Below are 20,864 nucleotides of genomic sequence, written 5' to 3' on the forward strand. Positions count from 1 at the left end.
TCCCTTGTATGATTGAGATTAGCGTTAGCGCTTCTTGGCTGGTCCGGTCGTTCCCCAAGGAGCACCATAGAGATCGCGCAGGGTCAGGGCCGCGGCGCCACGGGCCCAGGTATCGTCGCTGGACTCATGGACCACGATCTCGGTCACTCCGGAGATGGTTTCGGGCGTTGCGGCCTGTACCGCATCACGCAAAGGCGCGAGGAGCAGTTCACCCGCCTGGAGGGCCGATCCGGCGAGAATGACCTTCGGCGGCGCGAAAAGGGTGATCAGGTTCGCGATGGCAATTCCCAGGGCCCGGCCGGCCTCTTCGAAAATCTCTGCAATCCGCCCGTCGCCGCCCTGAGCGAGCGATACGGCATGGTCCATGCCGCGCGTCCCACGCAGGAGCTTCTCCTGCGGCGTTCCACGGGCAAGATCGGCCGCTGCGGATAGGATCGCGGTGGTTGAAGCGATCCCGGAGAGGCGCCCCGGGAGGGACCCGTTCCCGGTGCTGCCGTTGGGCGACACGATGAGGTCGCCCAGATCCGGGCTGAGTCCGTTTGCCCCGCGGAAGAGCTCTCCGCCATGAATGATGCCGAGCCCGATCGTGTGCTCGATGGAAACGACCAGGAAGTCGCGGAGGTCCCGGCCATGCCCGAACCATTGCTCGGCGAGGGTGATCAGATTGACGTCGCTGTCGACCGTCGTCGGCACCTTCAGGCGCTCCTGGAGATCGATGCCAAGCTTGAGATCGCGCTCTGAGAAGATCGGGCTGTAACGGCAGATGCCGGAGGCGCGCTCGACGATTCCCGGCACGCCAAGGCAGAGACTGTTGATGTCCTCGACCTGCAACCCGGTCGCCTCGATGCAGGATCGAACGCCGTCCTCCACGAGGTCGAGGATGACCGAGGCGGGTTGGCGGTCGACCCTGATCGGGATCGATACCGTGCCGAGGACGTCCGCCTGGAAGTTGGTGACCGCGATGGTGATCTTGTTGGGAGCAAGCTTCGCACCGCAGACCGAAGCCGCAGCCGGGTTGAGCTCGAGCATGATCCGCGGTCGTCCACGGACCTGATCGGGCGTCGGGGCGACCTGGCGCGGGACGATCAGGCCATCCTCAAGGAGGGCCGCCGTGATCGCCGAGACGGTGGTGGGGCTCAGTTCCGTCCGCTCCGAGATCTCAACGCGGGAGATCGTGCCGGAACGCCGGATGGCATCCATGACGAGGAAACGGTTGATTGCCCGCATCAGCTCGGGATCGGCAGTCTTCATTGCGGCACCGTCCGCCGGCATGGGCCAACCCCTTTAATGCGGATGCCGTATTTATTGTTGAGGGGTCACGGCCTGTCAATGATCGCCGCTGCGCCAAATGTCCATGAACGGCTGGATAAACTGCTTGACAGCCCCCCGGATGGCGTCCACGTTTTAATTCGCTATCCAAATAAAAGGGCGAAAAGCCCTGGCAGAGGAAACACCGAGGAGAACGGCAATGAGCTACAAAAAGCTGATGCTTGCGGCTGCCTGCGCGATCACCGCCTCATGCAGCGGAATGACCGCGGCACTCGCCGATGTGACCGTCAGGATGATGCATGTCGAGCAGAACCCGCAGGTTACAGGATTCTGGAACGACATCGCCCGACGGTACGAGGCCTCCCATCCGGGCGTGAAGGTGGACGTTCAATATCTGGAAAACGAGGCCTACAAGAAGAAGCTGACCACGCTCCTGCAATCGTCAGACCGGCCGAACATCATCTACAGTTGGGCAGGAGGCGTCCTGCGCGATCAGGTCAAGGCGGGGGTGATCGAGGACCTGACGCCTGTCATGGATGCTCCCTGGAAGGCGCGCTTCGTTCCGGCCGCGGTGCAAGCCTACACCGTCAACGACAAGATCTATGGTGTGCCGATGCACACGGCACAGGTGGGCTTCTTCTACAACAAGGATCTTTTCGCGAAGGCGGGCATCGATGCATCCTCGATCAAGACTTGGGATGACCTGCTCGGTGCAGTGAAGAAGCTGCAGGCTGCCGGGATCACACCGATCATTACGGGCGGAGCCGACAAATGGCCCGTCCATTTCTATTGGTCGCATCTGGCGATCAGGATCGGCGGCAAGGACGCTTTCGAGGCTGCCCTGCGCGGCGAGGGCAAGGGCTTTGCCGACACGACTTTCATCAAGGCCGGCGAAGTATTCAAGCAACTGGTGGACCTCAAGCCCTTCCAGGCCGGCTTCCTCGGAGCAACCTATCCTCAATCGGCAGGACAGTTCGGTGACGGCAAGGGCGCGATGATGCTCATGCTGAACGGGCTCCTCAATACCATGAAAGCCAACTCGGCCGACAAGGTTGGCATTCCCGATGACAAGCTGGGCTGGTTTCCTTTCCCGACGGTTGCAGGCGGCAAAGGTGATCCGAGCGATACCCTCGGCGGTTTGAACGGTTGGCTGGTGACGAAAGGATCGCCGAAGGAAGCCGCAGACTTTCTGAAGTTCTTCTCGGAAGCGGAAAACCAGCGTCAAGCGGCCGAGCGCGGTTTCTACATCCCGGTCGTCATCGGCACCCAGGATGCGATCAAGAACCCGATCCTGCGCCAGATTGCGGAGAATGTTTCCAAGTCCAAGTATCACCAGCTCTATTATGATCAGATGCTCGGCCCATCGGTCGGTGCGGTGGTCAATGACATCTCAGCCGATCTCGCCGCCGGACGAATGAAACCGACGGAAGCGGCCGAGGCCGTCCAACAAGCCTGGGAACTCGCCCAATAGATTAGCCAAATCCCGGAAGAGCGGCCCGGCCGCTCTTCCCTGCCGCACGTTCAGGGAGGGAATGATGGCGACGAGTGTCACGGGTGGGACGGCGAAGGCTGTCTTCCAAGCACCCTCATGGTTGCGGGCATCCTCGACAAGCATTGGAGGATCAACGGCCATCGTGCTGCTGTTCCTGCCTCCGGCCCTGTTTCTCTTCACTCTCTTCGTCGCGCTGCCAATGGGCGAAGCCGCCTGGTATAGTTTCTATAACTGGAACGGGTATGGAGCGCCGACCGACTTCGTCGGATGGCGGAACTTCGAGCTCCTGTTCGCGAACCGTGCGTTTCGCATCGCGCTGACGAACAATCTGCTCATCATCGTGGTGTCGCTGGCGATCCAGCTCCCGCTTGCCTTGGGAATGGCCATCCTCCTGGCCGACCGCGTGCGGGGGACGGCAACCTTCCGGCTCATCTTCTTCCTGCCCTACATCCTTGCGGAAATCGCCGCAGGTCTCATCTGGCGCTTCGTCTACGACGGCGAGTATGGCCTTTTCGCGAAGCTGCTGGGACTGTTCGGCGCTGATCCGATCCACATTCTCGCCGAACCGGATATCGCCATCTATGCCATCATGGTGGTCGTGATCTGGAAGTATTTCGGCTTCCACATGATGCTGTACATCGCCGGCCTCCAACAGATCGACCGCAGCCTGTACGAGGCCGCGCATATCGACGGCGCAACGGGCTGGCAGATCTTCCGGCGGATCACGGTGCCGCTCCTCGGGTCAACGATCCGGCTCTCCGTCTTCTTTGCCATCCTCGGATCAATCCAGCTCTTCGACCTCATTATGCCTCTGACCAAGGGTGGTCCCTCGGACAGCACTCAGACCATGGTGACCTATCTCTACACCTACGGTGTCACCAGGACGAGGATCGGCTTCGGCAGTGCGGTCGGTGTGGTTCTGTTCTTGATCTGCGTCGTGTTCGCCTTCGGCTACAAACGGGTCCTCATGCGCCATGACTAGCACCGCTGCCCGCTACGATACGCCAGTCACCATCGCCCCGGTCCTACGATACGCCATTCTCTTCGTCGTTGCCGGAGGCGTGTTGATCCCCTTGCTGACCACGGCCCTGGGTGGGTTCAAGTCGCTCGGCGACCTGAGAGTCAATCCTTTCGGCTTGCCGAGCCAATGGGAGTGGATGAACTACTGGGAGATCCTTGCCAGCGGCCGCTACTGGCAGCTGATGGCAAACTCCCTGATCATCGCGATCCTGACGGTCATCCTGACCGTTGCCACGTCCGCGATGGCCGCCTTCGTGTTCGTGCATGTCCGTTTCTTCGGCGCGACTTTCCTCCTGAACTATCTGCTTCTCGGGTTGATGTTTCCGGCCGCCACCGCGATCCTGCCGCTCTTCATCAAGATCCGTGATCTCGGTCTTCTCGACACCTACTGGGGGGTGGTGCTGCCCCAGGTCGCCTTTGGCTTGGCGATGAGCATCCTCCTGTTCCGCAACTCCTTCCGGCAGATGCCGAAAGACCTCTTCGAGGCGGCCGTCATCGACGGCTGCGGCTACTTCCGATTCTTCTGGCATGTGATCCTGCCGTTGTCGCGCCCGATCCTCGCAACGGTGTCCGTCATCGTCTTCGTGCACAGTTGGAACAACTACCTTCTTCCTCTCGTGGTGCTGAACCGCGATACGCTCTATCCGTGGCCCCTCGGGATCATGGTCTATCAGGGCGAGTTTTCCACAGACTGGAACCTCATCCTGGCGTTCATCACGCTGACGATCCTGCCGGCGATCATCATGTTCTTCGCGGCACAAAAGCACATCGTCGCGGGACTGATGGCGGGTTCGGTCAAAGGGTGAGGAAATGGCTCGTCACATCAGCGGACATAACCAGGGAAGACATTGACATGGCGTCTGTCGAAATCCGGAACGTGAAGAAAGCCTATGGGGCCGCTCAGGTCATTCACGGGGTGTCGATTGACATCCAGGACGGGGAGTTCGTGATCCTGGTCGGTCCGTCCGGCTGCGGCAAGTCGACCCTGCTGCGCATGATCGCCGGGCTGGAGAACATCTCCGGGGGCGAGCTGCGCATCGGCCCGAAGGTGGTCAACGACGTGCCGCCCAAAGAGCGCGACATCGCCATGGTGTTCCAGAACTACGCGCTCTACCCGCACATGACGGTGGCCGACAACATGGCCTTCTCGCTCAAGCTCAAGCGCGCCCCCAAGAGCGAGATCAAGTCGCGGGTCGACCGCGCGGCCGAGATCCTCGGCCTCGGCAAGCTCCTCGACCGCTACCCGCGCCAGCTCTCCGGCGGCCAGCGCCAGCGCGTCGCCATGGGCCGGGCCATCGTGCGCGACCCGCAGGTATTCCTCTTCGACGAGCCGCTCTCCAACCTCGACGCCAAGCTGCGGGTGGCCATGCGCACCGAGATCAAGGCCCTGCACCAGCGCCTGAAGACCACCACGATCTACGTCACCCACGACCAGATCGAGGCCATGACCATGGCCGACAAGATCGTCGTGATGCACGACGGCGTGGTCGAGCAGGTCGGTGCCCCGCTCGAGCTCTATGACCGCCCGGCCAACCTGTTCGTGGCCGGCTTCATCGGCTCGCCGGCGATGAACTTCCTCAAAGGCCATCTCCAGGGCGGGCGCTTCGTGACCGGCACCGGCATCACCCTGCCGGTGGCCAACGCGCCGGCGGCGTCCGACGGGCAGCCGATCATCTACGGCATCCGGCCCGAGCACTTCATGCTGGACGATGCCAACGGGGTGCCGGCCGAGGTGGCGGTGGTCGAGCCGACCGGCTCGGAGACGCAGGTCTTCGCCAAGTTCGGCGGGGCCGACGTGGTGGGCGTGTTCCGCGAGCGCGTCAACGCGCAGCCCGGCCAGCAGATCCGCGTCACCCCCGATCCCAAGCTCGTCCACCTCTTCGACGAGCAGACCGGAAAGCGCCTGTAATTCAGAGTGCCGAGCCGGAAGGGAGTTGCGCCTCCATGTGCAATGCGATTGCGGCGTCGGCCGGGCTGCGGCGCCTTCTGTCTTCGCCCAACTTCGCGAGAATGGCTTCTCCTGGCATGAGGCTGAAATCAGTTGGCTATCGCGCTTGCCACACGACCATCGAGCCTTTCGGACGGGCAGGGCTTTCTCAGTCCGGCATTCCCCGGCCAAGACCACGGTGGCTGACCAATGGCAGATTGTGGCCACAGACCCACGACAGGATTGGATATCCAGCCTTCTGGCAGTCCGGCTTCAAACGCCGTGACGAAATCATGGCAGATGAGAAGCTCATGAGAAGAAGGCCTGGTCGTCTTCGGTCAGGTATTCCTTCGCCCGCTCGGGGATGAGCTCGACTCCCATGCCCGGCCTGTCGAGAACGTCGATCATGCCGTTTTGGACGATAGGGCTGGGGAGCCCTTCTACGATTTCGCTCCACCATGGCGGATCCGCGGTTGTGTACTCGAAGGCGATGAAGTTGCCGGGAAGCGTTGCGCTTACTTGGATCAGGGCCGCGAGACCCAGCAGGCCGTTCGCGGTGCCATGCGGGGCGATCGTGATGCCATGCAGGTCGGCGAATTCAGCAATCCATTTCAGCTCGGCAATGCCCCCGACATCGGCGGGATCTGGACCGATCACATGCACCGCATGGGTTTCGATGAGTTCCTTGAAGTTCTGCCGCAGATAGATCTGCTCTCCCGTGTGAATCGGGGTGACGGAGGTGCGGGTTAGCTCACGATAGGTGCCCGCATTCACCCAGGGCGTATAATCGCCCGACAGCACGTCTTCGATCCACAGGAGGTTGAAAGGCTCGAGCATGCTGGCAAGCCGAATGGCATCGCCAAGCATCCAGCCGGGGCCGCAATCAAGCGCCAGGCCCACATTCCCTCCCGCCACCTCCTTCATGGCGGCGACGCAGTCCACGAGGTGACGAAGCCCCTTCTCCGTCACAGGGCCACGGTCGAGAGCGCCATGGAATGGGCTGGCGTTCGGTTCGCCGTAATAGAAGTTCGGCACTTCCCTCTTCATGGGGGAGTGAAAGCCGATCGGCTGCTTGAAGATGGTGAACCCTTCGGGAAGCGCCATCATCTTGCGCATGTCGTCGGCGTAATCTTCCGGCCTATGGCCTGCGAGAGGGAAGCGGATGGAGCCATTGTAGACCCGCACCTTGTCGCGGACCTTACCGCCGAGCAGCCTGTGAACGGGCACGCCTGCGGCTTTACCTGCCAAGTCCCATAGGGCTATCTCGACGGCGCTGACTGCCGCTCCCCATGGCTTGAACCCTCCGCGCTGCCTGATCTTGAGCATGACTCGCTCGACGAGAGTGGGGTCTTCGCCGATCAGCGCCTCGCGCAGAGCGAGGATGTGCGGCTTCAGATAATGCTTCCATGTCTCGGCCTGGGCATAGCCCGAGATACCCTCGTCCGTGACGATCCGAACGACTGGGCTCTTGCCGATGATGGCGCATTTGAGATCGACGATTTTCATCCACTTCTCCCGGCAGCTATGCTGGCATCGCATTCGTCATGGCACGAGCGGTCTCTATGGCAGCCATACGGATTTCCTCCATCCGACTTGGCTCGGCACCAGCCAAAAAGGGCACGCTCACAGCCGCGGCAAGCTTGCCTTCCTTGAAAAAAACGGGAGCAGCGAAGGCGCAGATGCTAGGGGCACTTTCTCCCTTGTCCTGGGCCCAGCCGAGCCTCCTGATCCGCGTGAACTCAGCCCGCAGGCGCTTAGGATCGGTGAGCGTCTTGCTGGTGTAAGCAGGGAGCGGTTCCGCGAGCCATTGGTTCAACATCTCCGGCTCCATGTACGACAGCAGCAGCTTGCTCGCGGCACTCGCATGGATTGGCATGCGCTGGCCAGGCTTTACCGTCAGGGCATATTCCCGCCGCCCTTGCGCAGCGGCGACGACGATGATGCCCTCGTCATCAATGACGCTGAGCTTGACGCCTTCACCGAGGTCGGATGAGAGCCTCTCCAGGAAGGGCTGGCTGAACGCCGCGATGTCGAAGTCGTTCGCGCGGGATGCGACGTGAGAGGCCAAAGCCAGAAGCCTGCGCCCGAGGCTGTAGGCCCCCGCCTTGTCGCGGTACACCATATCGTGTCGCTGCAGCGTATTGAGAATGCGATAGACGGCAGTCCGCGGCAGATCGAGGACATCGGCCAGTTCTCGGATGGTCAGGCCGGTACTGTTGTTGTGCTCAAGCGCTTCCAGAACCTGCATCATCCGATCGATAGCAGGGATCGTGTGTTTGTTTTCTACGTCCTGCGTAATCTCGTCCATCATCGTTAAGTCCGCTATTGACAAGTTCTGGTCGACTAGTACCATATATTTGAACTAATAAAATTCATATTTGAATAAGGCGATGCCGTCAACAGGCCGCGGAAGGAGACGGAGATGGAGCAGAGTAGTCGTTCTATATTCAGGGCTTGGGGCGCGCGAGCAGAGGTGACGCTGCCATGCTGACAGTTTCATCGATTGCTCATGTTGCCATCCGGGTGAAGGATGCCGCGCGTACCCTCGATTTTTACACAAACAAGCTCGGCTTCTCGGAAATGATGCGGCTTGATCGGGATGGACGGCTCTGGCTCGTCTATCTCAGGATCACGGATGATCAATTCCTCGAGGTCTTTCCCGATGGGGAGGGAGAACGGGCAGCGGAACGGGAAGCTGTCGGTTACAACCACATGTGCCTTTCCGTTCCCGATATCGATCAGACTCTGCGCGAGCTGGAGGCCAGCGGGGTTCCGCTGATCCGTCCCAAGGTGCTGGGAGCGGACGGCAATTGGCAGGCTTGGATCGAGGATCCCGATGGCCATCGGATCGAGCTCATGCAGATGGCTCCTGACAGCATGCAGGCGGCGGCCATCGCGCGGCTCAAGCGGGCTTGAACCGGACATAGTCCGCATTATCCGTTGGCGAGCTCTCCAAGTGATCCGGCGCGAGATGATCGTCTGCGGTTCATCGGATGTGGAGCTTCTAAAGGCTCAAAAGCTCCACGCTCTGAGCGCGTAAGGCGTCGAGAACAAGAAGTACCGATCGGCCTCCGGCCGACCTAAGTCAAAGCATATGAAGCCTGCCTTGCTTCAAGAGCCGCGCCGAAGGCCGAGCTGGAGGAAACTGAATGAAAATCGTGGCCCAGAAGGTGTTCGTCGCCAATGTCTCGCGCACGAACTTCGTGTTCGTCAAGCTCTATACCGATGAAGGAATCGAGGGGATCGGGGAGGCCACATTAGAGTGGAAGACCAAGACCGTCGTCGCTGCCCTGGAGGAGCTCGAACGCGTGCTCGTGGGCCGCGATCCGTTTGCGGTAGATGCTATCGTCGAGCAACTCCACCGTGACAGCTACTGGCGCACAGGTGCGGTCTTCCGCACGGCTTTAGGTGCGATCGAGGCGGCTCTACTGGATATCAAGGGAAAAGCCCTTGGCGTGCCAGTCTTCGAGCTTCTTGGGGGTAAGTTCAGAGATCAGGTGGCCTGCTATGCGAACCACTGGTTCTTCGGTTCCGAGACGCCGGAGCAATATGCAGCCAACGCCCGCAATGCCGTTGCCATGGGATATCGGGCTCTCAAGTGGGACCCCTTTGGAGCTGCCGACCTCGAGATGGATCGGCAGCAGCGCCGCACAACGATCGAGATCGTGGAAGCCGTGCGCGATGCCGTTGGGCCTGATGTCAACCTCATGCTCGACGTTCATGGCCGGCTGAATGTCCCCACGGCCATCGCCATGTGCAAGGCTCTCGAGCGTTACGACCTGACTTGGATTGAGGAGCCGACACCCCCTGAAAGCATCGACGCGCTGGCGCAAGTCCGAGCCAACAGTCCGGTTGCGATCGCAGCCGGCGAGCGCTGGTTCGAGCCCTCCCGCTTCATCGAAGCCCTGAACAAGAAGGCCGTCGACATCCTTCAGCCTGATGTCTCTCATGCGGGCGGTCTCGGCGAGACGAAACGGATCGCGCATCTGGCGCATAGCCATCTGATCCCGGTCGCGCCACATAATCCAGTTGGGCCCGTGATGAATGCCATGACGCTCCACATGTCTATCGCCGTCCCGAACTTTTCGGTCTTCGAAACGGTTTCCGTGGATGTTCCATGGCGTAAGGAGTTGGTGCGCGAGACCTTACAGTTCGAGTGCGGACATATCCTCGCGCCCACGGCTCCGGGCCTTGGTGTCGAGCTGATAGAGGACGCGTGCGCGCGGTTTCCCTATGACGACCACGACGTGCCGCTGTTCGATGGAACCATCAACACCCGCGGAATTGCCACCGGCGAAAAGACGTTTTGAGGTCGGGAGCTTCTAAGAGGTCAACGCTGTTGATGGAACGGTAAGCCTCCGAGGGCCGTGATGAGCGAGAGGTTGCTGATTAGGAATGGACGCCTTCTCGATCCCTCTTCCGGGCGCGACGAGATCCTGGACGTCGCAATAGCAGACGGCAAAATAGTAGGCCTTGCTCCCCATATCGACGCTAGCGGATACCACGTTATTGATGCAACCGGTGCTCTCGTCGTGCCAGGTCTGGTCGATATACATACCCATGCCTATTGGGGCGGCACTCTGCTCGGCGTGAACGCCGACAAGGTCGGCCCACGGAGCGGCGTGACGACGTGGGTCGATTGTGGCTCCAGCGGAGCGGCAACCTTCGAAGGGTTCTTTCACCATGTGATCAAGCCGAGCCGGCTGCGGATCATTCCCTTTATCAACCTCTCCTATATCGGCCTCACTCAGGCCGGCAACCTGAGCATCGACGTCGGCGAGTTGTTCGATTGGCGCTTCGCGGACCTTCGCGAGCTACGGCGCGTCAGGGCGGAATATGGATCCGTAATCGCGGGCGTCAAACTGCGAGCCAGCAACAACGCCTGTGGCGCAAATGGCCCTGTCGTTCTGCCGCTCGCGCGGGAGGCTGCGAACATCCTCGAGGTGCCGCTTATGATCCATATCGGAAACGCTCCGCCGATCATTGATGAAGTTCTCCCTTATCTCAAGGCTGGTGATATTCTGACCCATATCTACAATCCGTCGGTCGGTGGATGTGTCCTCGACCAGCGCATGCGCCTGCGGCCGTCCGTGCGCGAGGCGCTCGCCCGTGGCGTCAAGATGGACCTGGGGCACGGCGGAGCGAGCTTCTCATTCGAGGTTGCGCAGGCCGCCATCGAGGAGGGCCTGCTTCCAGACGCGATCAGCACGGATATTTACGCGCACAATATCGAGGGCGTCGTCAAAGACCTTCCGCACATCATGGCCAAATTCCTGTCGCTCGGCTTCTCCCTAGAGCAAGTGATCAGGCTGACGACATGCTCTCCAGCCGACATCCTGGGTCGGCCGGATCTTGGTAGGGTCGAGCTTGGAGGGGAGGCGGACCTGGCCGTGTTCCACGTCCGGCACGATCCCGTTCAGGTCCATGACTCTCTCGGCGTTGGTAGGGAAGCGCCAACTACACTCGAATGCGCGCTGACGCTGTGTCGAGGACAGATCATCGATATGCTCGATGACGGGCGGGCCGAGGGCCGAACATACTCATCAGATCAGAGCCGGAAAGGCCGAGACCGTGGTGATCGGAAGTAATCGTCAACTCGAACTCTCCAGCGGTGAAGTAGCTCAAGATAAATGGTTGACATCCATCACATTCGGACCATAACTTTAGTTAGATTGAATTGGCCATGTTCAAATATGAACCAGTAAAGAAGCCAATCAGCTGGGACACCCGGTGCGCATCCGCACAATGATGCAAGGTTGTTTCCTTCAGGGAGGAGAGAAGATGAAGAAATCAAAACGGTCCGGTGTTCTCCTGGCAGCATCTATGCTGGCGCTGTCGGCCGGCAACTGCCTTGCCGGTGACGTGATTTGGTGGACGCCCAATTGGGGCGAGGCACGGGCCCGAGACTTGGCCGACAAATTCATGAAGGCGAACCCGGACACCAAGATCAAGATCGAGGTGACGACGTCCGATGGCTTGCCGCAGCGCGTTCTGACCACGCTGCAATCCGGTGCTGCGCCAGATCTCATTGAGGTGCAACACGGATGGGTGAACGGCTATGCCCAGAACAACCTCGTCATTCCCCTCGATGACACGCTGCAGGACCGGGGTGACTATGTTCCCGCGGCGCTGGACTACGTAACCTGGAACGGAAAGCTCTGGGCGATCCCGTACCGTATCGAAACGCTTGCGGTGATTTACAACAAAGGTCACTTCAAGGAGGCAGGGCTCGATCCTGAAAAGCCACCGCAGACCTGGGACGAGTTCGTGAAAACCGCAACCGCTCTGACACGGGGAGGACGGTTCGGCTTTGCGGTCACGGGTGGCGGTGAGGTCGGCAATACGATCTTCCGGTCGCTGCCCTTCATCTGGATGAACGGCGGAGACATCATCTCGAAGGATGCCAAGACGGCTCTCATCAACAAGCCCGAGGCCGTGGAAGCGGTGAAGTTCTATACGGACTTCTACAAGAAGAAGATATCTCCGACATCGACGCTGGAGAACGACGGTATTGCCAACCGGCGTCTCTTCATCGCTGAAAAGGTATCGATGTACCAGGCGGGGCAGTTCGACCTGGCTTCGATCCTGAAGGAAAATTCTAAGATCGACATTGGCGTGATGCAAATTCCCCATCCGCAGGGTAAGAATACCGCAGCCATTCTGGGCGGCTGGAGCTTCATCGTCCCGAAGAGCGCGAAGAATCCGACAGAAACAAAGAAGTTCATCCAGTTCCTGAACACGCCGGAGAACCAGGGTTACTTCACCGATACGTTCCCAGCGCGCGTTTCGTCGATGAAACTTCCTCGCTTCGATGAACCGATCCTGGCAGGCTATAAGGCAATGCTGCCGTATGGGCGGCCTGCTCCAAGCCACAAGAATTGGGTCCAGATCACCCAGGCCTACTTCAACAACGTCCAGGGCATCATGCTCGGCAAGGAAGAGCCGCAGGAGGCCATGGACAACGCGGCTGACGATATCCAGTCCCTGCTCGACGAGTAGTTCCCGCGAGCCCGAGTTCCAGGATTCAGCGGCGTGTGCTGCTGAATCCCCCTTCTATTCGAGGACGGTCTCATGTCTCGTCAATCGACAGGCTACTGGTTCATTTTGCCTGCGTTGGTCGTCCTGGCTATGCTGATTGCTTATCCTGTTGCCTACACGGGTCTGCTCAGCGTCACTGACAGCCAATCCAATTTCGTCGGAGTCAAGAACTTCGCTACCGTGCTCCGTTCCCGCGCTACGCCCCAGGCCTTCTGGAACACTCTGTATTGGGTCGGCGGCTCCATCATCTTTCAAGTCCTGCTCGGGACCGCAACCGCGATCCTGCTCAATCAGAGCTTTCCCGGCCGCTCCATCGTGCGCTCCGTTGCGCTCATTCCGTGGGTCATACCCAGCATCGTCGCGGCCACCACGTTCGCGTGGATGTTCCACACCGAGTTCGGCATCATCAACTACATGATGACCGCGCCCGGTCTGATTGAGCAGCCCATCGGCTGGCTCACCAACCGCGACACCGTCATGCCGGTGCTCATCGCCATCAATGTCTGGAAGCTTTTTCCCTTCGTCGCCGTCATGGTGCTGGCCGGCCTCCAGTCAATCCCGAAGGAACTCTATGAAGCCGCTCGGGTCGACGGGGCCAACTTTTGGGAGGAGGTGCGCCACATCATGCTGCCGCAGGTGCGGCCGGTCCTGGTCGCCGTGACTCTGCTTCTGGTGATCTGGGGTCTTAACTCCATCACCATTATCTATGCCATCACTCGCGGTGGTCCGGCCAACAGCACCTTGATCACGCCGATTCAGATCTTCCGCATCGCCTTCGAGAACGTGCAGTTCAACCAAGCCGCGGCGTTGTCCGTGATGTTCTTCGCGGTCGCGATCCTGATCGTGTTCTTCTACATCAAGGCACTCGCCGCAGCTCCGGGAGAGGCGCGATGACCACAAATGCTCACGTGCTACCGCCCAAGCAGGCTGCCGCAGCAGAAAACACGTCGGCGTCCGCCAAGCCGACCAGCCCTTCGGATCGCACCGGACTTGGCACCCCGTTCATCGTCATCGGCTGCATTCTGCTGGTGGCGATATGCCTCTTTCCCTTCTGGTGGATGAGCCTCTCGTCGATAAAGACCCTGCGCGAGCTTTATACCATTCCGCCGATCTGGTGGCCGGCGGCGCCCACCTGGGGCAACTACCACAAGGTTCTCTTCGAATCGAACATTCCCCGCTACTTTCTCAACAGCGTGATCATCTCGGTCGGAGCCACCGGGCTGGCGCTGTGCTTGGCTGTGTTTGCGTCCTACGGCTTCGCGCGGTTCGACTTCAAGGGCAAGCCGCTGTTCCAGGCCTTCGTGCTTGTCGGTCAGCTGCTGCCTACGGCCGCTATTATCGTGCCGCTGTTTGTGACGCTGCGCGTGCTGGGACTGGTGAACACTTACTGGGGCCTGATCCTGGTCTACATGATCATCACACTGCCCCTCTCGGTGTGGATGCTGACCAGCTACTTCAAGGCGATCCCGGTCGAGCTCGACGAGGCGGCGATTATCGACGGCGCCTCCCGCGTGGGCGTGCTGTTCCGGATCACGCTTCCCCTCTCGACGCCCGGGATCGTGGCAGTGGTGGTGTACTCCTTCGTGACGACTTGGAACGAGTTCATCTTCGCACTGTGCTTCGCCAGTGATTCATCGGTCAAGACGCTTCCCATCGGGCTGGCGGAGTTCTCGACGGAGTTCAATACGGACTGGGGCGCGGTCATGGCGGCATCCGTGATCATGACGCTTCCAATCGCACTTTTGTTTCTGTCGATGCAGCGCCTGTTCGTGGGGGGGCTGACCGCCGGCGCCACCAAAGGCTGAGGAGCAATCCATGACATGCATCGCCGCCACCATGCCGACCATTGGTCTCGGGACGTACGGGAGAACCGGAGATGCCGGGATGGCAAGCATCCTGGCAGCCCTCGAACTCGGCTACAGGCATATCGACACGGCCCAGAGCTACGATACCGAGCGACCGGTCGGTGAAGCCTTTCGCCGGTCCGGAATTCCCAGGGAACAAGTCTTTATCACAACGAAGGTTGCCGACACAAAGCTCGACAGGGTGGGCTTCATGCCGAGTGTCGAAGAGAGCTTGGAGACCCTCGGTCTCGACCATGTCGATCTGCTTCTCATCCACTGGCCATCCCAGAACAATGCGGTGCCCTTTGAAGACTACATGACCGAGCTCAAGCGGGCACAGGACATCGGCCATTCCCGCTTCATCGGCGTCTCGAACTTTCCGATCGCGATGCTCGAGCAGACACGGGCACTTCTCGGAGATGGGGCAGTTGTCACCAACCAGGTGGAAATCCATCCCTATCTGCAGGCGCCGCGGCTATCAAACTATGCGCGCTCGATCGGCCTTCCTCTCACGGCATACCAGCCTCTAGCACAAGGGGATGTAAGATCGGATCCTGTGCTGGTGGCCCTTGGAGAGCGTCATGGGGTCACTCCGGCTGCAGTCGCCCTCGCTTTCCTGATGGCGGAAGGCCATGCCGTCATTCCGGCCTCGTCCAATCCCGTCAACCTGCGTGAGAACATGCGGTCCCTCGAAGTGCGCCTTTCCGACGACGAGATGGGGCAGATCCGGGCTCTCAACCGCAGCGAACGGCGGATCAACCCGACAAAATCCCCAAGGTGGGACGACTAGTTTCGAGCCGGGGCGCGAGAGGACATCATGCGGAGAGTATCCGTCAGCAGCGTGCAGAAAGTCGTGGTGTTGTTCCGCGACCGCGTCGTGCTGCTGCCGGGGCGCGCCTCGCCTTCGCGCCTCGTCTCGAACGGATCCGTATCTTTGACACCCAAACCGGCCAGCGGATCGAGCCTTTTGCGAGCGGGCCGGCCTCGTGATCCGTCATCAGCTCTTTGCCAATCGCTTTCCAACATGAGGATTTCAGAATGAAACCCATCCCTCAGATCAAAGACATTGTGCGGCCTCCGCGCAAGCTCTCGGACGCGCTGGCGCTAATCGGAACGGCCACTGCAAGTAGCGAGCTCAGCCTCATGGGCATTCGCGACCCGCAGATCCGTGGTCCGCTACCGCTCAAGCAAGGGAAATCAGTCGCCGGACCTGCGCTGACCTTGCAGTGTATGCCCAAGCGCGAGGACCTTTACGGTACCAACGAATACGAAAATCCCGAGCTGCAGCTGCACAGGCACGTGCTCTATCCGGCCCAAGCGGGTGACATGGTGATCGTCGATGCGCGCGGGGATATGGCCAGCGGCATTTTCGGGGAGATGATGCTGACCTTCTTCGCCGGCAGAGGCGGGGCCGGCGTGGTGGTCGACGGCTGCATCCGGGACTCAGCCAAGGCCAAGGAATTGGATCTTGGAATCTGGGTGAAAGGCGTGACGCCGAATTACCATGCCCAAACGGCCCTGATTCCATTCGCAGTTAATGTTCCCATTGCCTGCGGTAACGTCCTGGTCATTCCGGGAGACATCGTCGTCGCGGATGACGACGGCGTCGTGGTCGTTCCGGTCGCGCTCGCCCCGAAGCTCATCGAGGTGGCGGGCGAACATGCTGAGTGGGAGGAATTCGCCCGCTACCGCCTGTCGCAGGGTGGCGATTTGCGGAAATATTATCCGCTGACGGAAGAGGTGCAAGAGGAATACATCGCGTGGCGCAACGCCCAGAATGGATCTTCCCACGCATGAGCATCCCCGGTCTTTTGCGCCGGGAAGCGCGATGCTCGGCCGGATTCCTGTCCTAGTCGCAACGACGCGTCGAGGGGCCGTTCGCAAGAGGGGGGCTACATGTTCGGCGGGGTGAAGCGCAGTCGGCTTTACATCTGCGCTACTACTTCGCTGTACGCCGTTATGCTTTCGATCAATAGCGCAAGGACCTTCTGAACACGGCGTTGTCGCGGGAGGAGAGCCTTCTTGGTCGCGGCTTCATGATAGTCTTGGTCAAGACAGATGGGACCTCTTCTGGCAAATTCTCTTTCTAAAGCGAGGGATGTGATGACGATGGACACGTTCGCACCTCGGCTCTATGACCGCCGGACCGTCCTGGTGTCGGGAGGCACGAGTGGGATTGGGCTTGCTTGTGCGAGGGCCTTCCGGGACCTCGGGGCCGAGGTTGTCGCGACCGGAGCGACGCGATCTGAGCGCGACCAGGCTTCGGATGACGCGGAGAATACCGGTCTGGTGTTCGAGGTTCTCGATGTGCGGAACGGTCCCGCGATCGTAGACCTGCTCAAGCGGATGGAACATCTGCACGTGCTGGTGAATGCCGCGGGGGTGATTCGCCGCGACGTCGAACACGACCCGGATGTTTTCGCCGATGTTGTCGATATCAACTTGAATGGGGCGATGCGTGTCTGTTCGGCCGCGAGAGAAAAGCTGCGTGACAGCAGGGGAGCGGTCGTCAATGTTGCGTCCATGCTCAGCTTCTTCGGGGGAGCGAGAGTGCCCGCCTACAGTGCCTCGAAGGGTGGAATCAGCCAACTGACGAAAAGCCTGGCTGCGGCCTGGTCATCAGATGGGATACGTGTGAATGCCGTCGCGCCGGGTTGGATTGCAACACCACTGACCAAGGATCTTCAGGCCGATCCGGAGCGCAACCGTGCCATCCTGGCCCGTATGCCGATGAACCGATGGGGATTTCCCAGTGAGGTCGCCAATTGCGTGGTCTTTCTCGGCTCGCCTGCCGCGTGCTTTGTGACGGGGGCCATTCTGGCTGTCGATGGCGGCTACCTCACCGTTTGATGATATCGCATCTCACAGGAGTATATGGAATGTCAGAGCCTGAAATCACTCCAAGCAGTGACAAATGGATTCCCTACCGGCATTCCCAGCCAAAGGATTCTCCACCGGAACTTGTGGTTCCGAACGTCATCCCGACAGACGAGCGGATATGGGTCCCGGTCGAGGAGAATGTGTGGTTTCGACCCCTCCTGCTTGCTGCATCACGCGGCTATTGGATGAACCTGTTGCGCGTGAGGAGGTCTGGCGTGCTTTCGCGCCATCGGCATCCTCAGCCAGTTCATGCCTTCGTGCTGAGGGGAGAGTGGCGCTACCTGGAGCATGATTGGATCGCCAAAGAGGGATCTTATGCCTACGAGGCTCCAGGGGAGACGCATACGCTTGTCGTTGATCCCCATGTGGATGAAATGATCACTCTTTTCCAAGTCAACGGCGCAATGATCTATGTCGATCCGGACGGCCAAACCACCGGGTTCGACGATGTGTTCACTCGGATCGAGAAATGCCGCAATCATTATGCGAAGAATGGCTTGGGAGCCGAATATATCGACCAATTCATTCGATAAATGGGCGGCATCGAGCGTTTTGGCATGGTACCCACGCCGTCGAGGTTAAATGCTTGGCTATCGCGGTGCGATTGCCGCTTGGATGTTTGACATTGAATTCTCGTCAACGCTGAGTCGTCAATGTGAGATTGCATCGTACAAACGTAGAAGGGAGGTACCGCGAGCTCCATTGGAGCGGGCTTCTCCCACCGCAATTGCTTTTCAGCGATCGAAGAGATCCGTGGAAGGGGTCTCTCGGAGCCAGTCGCACGTTGACAGTTGCTTGAGATAGCAGGATCGCAGAGGCTCATGCAGTCACGTCGATGATTGCTCGGTCTCATGCCCGAACGACAATCGGCGGCCCAAGCGCATCCCGCATTGCCAGGTCAGGAGAAACGAAATGTCACTGATTACTTATCTGACAACCATTCGCTTTGCGCCCGGTGCCCTCGCCGAGCTCGGTGACGATCTGCAGGAACTGAATATCAGAAAACCGCTGATCATTGCCGACGTGGGTCTTGAGCGCGCGGGCTTGATTGATCGCCTCAGGAATGTGCTTCCGAACGGCTCCGACGTGCCAACCTTCACGGGAACACCGACAAATCCGACCGAGGGCGCTGTACTCGCTGCGCTGGATCTCTACCGCTCCCGTGGGTGCGACGGATTGATTGCCATAGGCGGCGGCTCGCCGATCGATTTGGCAAAGGGGGTTGCGCTGCTTTCCACCCATAGCGGCCCTCTGGAGGGCTATGCCGCAATTCTGGGTGGGATTCCGAAGATCACCGCAGCGGTTGCGCCTTTGATCGCCCTCCCGACCACGGCCGGCACCGGAAGTGAGGTGGGACGGGCGGCTCTGATTACCCTGGAGGATGGGCGCAAGCTCGGGTTCATCTCTCCCCATCTCATCCCTCAGCGGGCGATCTGCGATCCCGAGCTGACATTGGGGCTTCCCCCAGCTCTCACAGCGGCAACCGGTATGGACGCAATCACGCATTGCGTCGAGACCTTCCTGAGCCCGCGCTTCAACCCTCCGGCGGAGGCCATCGCCCTGGATGGCCTGGAGCGGGCTGTCAAGAACATCGAGCGTGCGGTGACCCACGGTGACGATGCGGCGGCCAGGCACGAGATGATGATGGCTGCGCTGGAGGGAGGATTGACCTTCCAGAAGGGCCTTGGTGCCGTTCACGCCCTCTCTCATCCTCTCGGAGGCCTGAAGCAGGTCTCGCTGCATCATGGGACACTGAACGCCGTGCTGCTGCCCTATGTGATCGAGTTCAATGAGAAGAATTGCGGCCCCAAGTACGACGTTCTGCGTCAGCGGGTGGGGATCGGGCCTGGAGCGAATCTCGCTGATTTCTTCCGTAATCTTAACGCGCGCCTCGACATGCCGGAGAGCCTTGCGGCGATGGGTGTTCCCCGCGTCACGCTCCCCAGCATTGCCGAAAGCGCGACCAAGGATCATTCGTCGGCCACCAACCCACGACCGGCAAGCGCCAGCGACTATCTCGCGATCCTGGAGGCGGCGTACGAAGGCGGATCTCTTCACGCCTCCACATGAAGCTTCACTCAGCAGAGCGACATGGCCGTGTTGGGTAGGAACCGGCCCGCGACCAACGCATCAGCACGCAAAGGGGCAACAGAATGCCAAACCCTCATGAACTCGAGTTCAACGACGGCCACACCATGCCCCAGCTCGGCTTTGGGCTATGGCAGGTTCCCAATTCCGAAGCCGCTCACGTGGTCGGCCAAGCTTTCCGAGCCGGATATCAGATGGTCGACTCAGCTGCGGCTTACGGCAACGAGGCGGGCGTCGGGGAAGCCTTGAGGGCGAGTGGATTGGCGCGTGAGGAAATCTTCGTGACCACGAAGTTGGCCAATCCTAATCATGGCTATGATGAAGCCCTGCGTGCCTTCGACGAGAGTTTGGAGCGTCTGGGTTCCGACTACGTGGATCTCTATCTTATTCACTGGCCCCGTGCCTGGGAGGATCGCTACGTGCAGACATGGCGCGCCTTCCAGCGGATCAAGGAGGAGGGGCGTGCGCGGTCAATCGGAGTTTCCAATTTCACGATCGAACATCTCCAGCGCCTCATCAACGAGACGGGTGTTGTCCCAGTTCTGAACCAGATAGAGCTGCACCCGCGGTTTCAGCAGCGGGTCATGCGAGAATTCCACCAGAAACATGGAATTGTTACGCAGTCCTGGAGCCCGCTCGGCCGGGGGCAGCTCGCTGAGAATGAGCCAATCAGTGCTCTTGCGGCGAAGCACGGCAAAACCTGGGCACAAATCGTGATCCGCTGGCATATCGACAGCGGCGTGGCTGTGATCCCGAAATCCGTTACATCCGAGCGAATTCGGGAAAACTTCGATATCTTTGATTTCGCACTCTCTCCAGATGACCTCGCGCAGGTCAGCAAGCTCGACAGAAGCGATGGACGCGTTGGAGCGCACCCGGATCAGTTCCGTCCGTGAGGGATTCGTGAAAGTGCACCTTAGACTCGGAAGGTCGCCTATTAGCACTTCTCGGAAGTAGACCAAGGGTCTGCTCTCGCGAGGAGCAGCGTACTTTCCCAGGGGGCGGGGTTCGTCAGTGCGTGACCCCGAGCCGACGTTCCCTCACTCGCGTCTTCCGCAGGCGATAGTCTAGATGCCGTGGGTAGCCCGGTGGGCATCAGGCATGATCCTGTCAACAGGCGAGAAGGGTCTGGACCCGGGACTAGCGGAAGCTATGCCCTAACGCGTGGCACCGGGGCGCTTATTCGGTTCGATGCCATCAATAGGAAGTAAGAGCCGGGATCTGCTCGCCCATCATGCTCCGGAATTGCGTTTAGCCACCTCAGAAATTAGCAGCATCATGGTGGCACGAACCTGCAGAACCCTGT

At 60.0% G+C, this 20,864-nt stretch carries 18 protein-coding genes and 1 pseudogene; 16 read left to right on the plus strand and 3 right to left on the minus strand.

Annotated elements, in window-relative coordinates; all coding sequences use genetic code 11:
- Positions 1-24 precede the first annotated feature (24 nt).
- The gene (locus HPT29_RS10765; RefSeq protein ID WP_173948582.1) at positions 25-1,251 is read right to left on the minus strand and encodes an ROK family transcriptional regulator; all 1,227 of its coding nucleotides are present in this window, start codon (positions 1,249-1,251) and stop codon (positions 25-27) included.
- A 217-nt stretch (positions 1,252-1,468) separates the two neighbouring features.
- Here HPT29_RS10765 and HPT29_RS10770 point away from each other — a divergent pair, with 217 nt between their 5' ends.
- The 4 genes and pseudogenes from HPT29_RS10770 to HPT29_RS10785 all read left to right on the plus strand — a co-directional run bounded on the left by HPT29_RS10770 (position 1,469) and on the right by HPT29_RS10785 (position 5,690).
- Positions 1,469-2,740: an ABC transporter substrate-binding protein gene (locus tag HPT29_RS10770; protein ID WP_259060543.1), complete on the plus strand. Its 1,272-nt coding sequence runs from the start codon at positions 1,469-1,471 to the stop codon at positions 2,738-2,740.
- Positions 2,741-2,804: 64 nt separating this feature from the next.
- The gene (locus HPT29_RS10775; RefSeq protein ID WP_173948581.1) at positions 2,805-3,743 is read left to right on the plus strand and encodes a carbohydrate ABC transporter permease; all 939 of its coding nucleotides are present in this window, start codon (positions 2,805-2,807) and stop codon (positions 3,741-3,743) included.
- Between the two features lie 17 nt (positions 3,744-3,760).
- A pseudogene (locus HPT29_RS10780) lies at positions 3,761-4,587 on the plus strand (carbohydrate ABC transporter permease).
- A 47-nt stretch (positions 4,588-4,634) separates the two neighbouring features.
- Entirely contained in the window at positions 4,635-5,690 is a 1,056-nt protein-coding gene (locus tag HPT29_RS10785) for an ABC transporter ATP-binding protein (RefSeq protein ID WP_259060544.1), read from the plus strand.
- Positions 5,691-6,017: 327 nt separating this feature from the next.
- Here HPT29_RS10785 and HPT29_RS10790 read toward each other — a convergent pair whose 3' ends face one another.
- Both HPT29_RS10790 and HPT29_RS10795 read right to left on the minus strand, forming a co-directional pair.
- Entirely contained in the window at positions 6,018-7,214 is a 1,197-nt protein-coding gene (locus HPT29_RS10790; RefSeq protein ID WP_173946317.1) for a mandelate racemase/muconate lactonizing enzyme family protein, read from the minus strand.
- A 16-nt stretch (positions 7,215-7,230) separates the two neighbouring features.
- Positions 7,231-8,019 (minus strand): IclR family transcriptional regulator, encoded by a 789-nt coding sequence (locus HPT29_RS10795; protein ID WP_247654359.1) that lies wholly within the window; start codon positions 8,017-8,019, stop codon positions 7,231-7,233.
- A 173-nt stretch (positions 8,020-8,192) separates the two neighbouring features.
- Here HPT29_RS10795 and HPT29_RS10800 point away from each other — a divergent pair, with 173 nt between their 5' ends.
- The 12 genes from HPT29_RS10800 (at position 8,193) to HPT29_RS10855 (ending at position 20,454) form a co-directional block, all read left to right on the plus strand.
- Positions 8,193-8,624 carry a VOC family protein gene (locus HPT29_RS10800; protein ID WP_173946316.1) on the plus strand — a complete coding sequence of 144 codons (432 nt, stop codon included), beginning with the start codon at positions 8,193-8,195 and terminating at the stop codon, positions 8,622-8,624.
- Positions 8,625-8,857: 233 nt separating this feature from the next.
- Entirely contained in the window at positions 8,858-10,018 is a 1,161-nt protein-coding gene (locus HPT29_RS10805; RefSeq protein WP_173946315.1) for a mandelate racemase/muconate lactonizing enzyme family protein, read from the plus strand.
- 60 nt (positions 10,019-10,078) lie between these two features.
- The gene (locus HPT29_RS10810) at positions 10,079-11,296 is read left to right on the plus strand and encodes an amidohydrolase/deacetylase family metallohydrolase (protein ID WP_173946314.1); all 1,218 of its coding nucleotides are present in this window, start codon (positions 10,079-10,081) and stop codon (positions 11,294-11,296) included.
- A 142-nt stretch (positions 11,297-11,438) separates the two neighbouring features.
- Positions 11,439-12,707, plus strand: a complete 1,269-nt coding sequence (locus tag HPT29_RS10815; RefSeq protein WP_259060545.1) for an ABC transporter substrate-binding protein — start codon at positions 11,439-11,441, stop codon at positions 12,705-12,707.
- A gap of 72 nt (positions 12,708-12,779) precedes the next feature.
- Positions 12,780-13,640 carry a carbohydrate ABC transporter permease gene (locus HPT29_RS10820; protein WP_173946312.1) on the plus strand — a complete coding sequence of 287 codons (861 nt, stop codon included), beginning with the start codon at positions 12,780-12,782 and terminating at the stop codon, positions 13,638-13,640.
- The gene (locus HPT29_RS10825; protein ID WP_173946311.1) at positions 13,637-14,551 is read left to right on the plus strand and encodes a carbohydrate ABC transporter permease; all 915 of its coding nucleotides are present in this window, start codon (positions 13,637-13,639) and stop codon (positions 14,549-14,551) included. The genes HPT29_RS10820 and HPT29_RS10825 overlap by 4 nt, the downstream gene beginning before the upstream one ends.
- A 10-nt stretch (positions 14,552-14,561) precedes the next feature.
- Positions 14,562-15,380 carry an aldo/keto reductase gene (locus HPT29_RS10830; RefSeq protein WP_173946310.1) on the plus strand — a complete coding sequence of 273 codons (819 nt, stop codon included), beginning with the start codon at positions 14,562-14,564 and terminating at the stop codon, positions 15,378-15,380.
- A 248-nt stretch (positions 15,381-15,628) separates the two neighbouring features.
- Positions 15,629-16,387 (plus strand): RraA family protein, encoded by a 759-nt coding sequence (locus tag HPT29_RS10835; RefSeq protein WP_173946309.1) that lies wholly within the window; start codon positions 15,629-15,631, stop codon positions 16,385-16,387.
- A gap of 312 nt (positions 16,388-16,699) precedes the next feature.
- Positions 16,700-17,440 carry an SDR family NAD(P)-dependent oxidoreductase gene (locus HPT29_RS10840; protein ID WP_173946308.1) on the plus strand — a complete coding sequence of 247 codons (741 nt, stop codon included), beginning with the start codon at positions 16,700-16,702 and terminating at the stop codon, positions 17,438-17,440.
- A gap of 29 nt (positions 17,441-17,469) precedes the next feature.
- Positions 17,470-18,003 (plus strand): 2,4'-dihydroxyacetophenone dioxygenase family protein, encoded by a 534-nt coding sequence (locus HPT29_RS10845; protein ID WP_173946307.1) that lies wholly within the window; start codon positions 17,470-17,472, stop codon positions 18,001-18,003.
- 379 nt (positions 18,004-18,382) lie between these two features.
- Positions 18,383-19,540: an iron-containing alcohol dehydrogenase gene (locus tag HPT29_RS10850; protein WP_173946306.1), complete on the plus strand. Its 1,158-nt coding sequence runs from the start codon at positions 18,383-18,385 to the stop codon at positions 19,538-19,540.
- 83 nt (positions 19,541-19,623) lie between these two features.
- Entirely contained in the window at positions 19,624-20,454 is an 831-nt protein-coding gene (locus HPT29_RS10855) for an aldo/keto reductase (RefSeq protein WP_173946305.1), read from the plus strand.
- The last annotated feature ends 410 nt before the right edge of the window (positions 20,455-20,864 follow it).

This window comes from Microvirga terrae (assembly GCF_013307435.2).
Classification (GTDB): Bacteria; Pseudomonadota; Alphaproteobacteria; order Rhizobiales; family Beijerinckiaceae; genus Microvirga; species Microvirga terrae.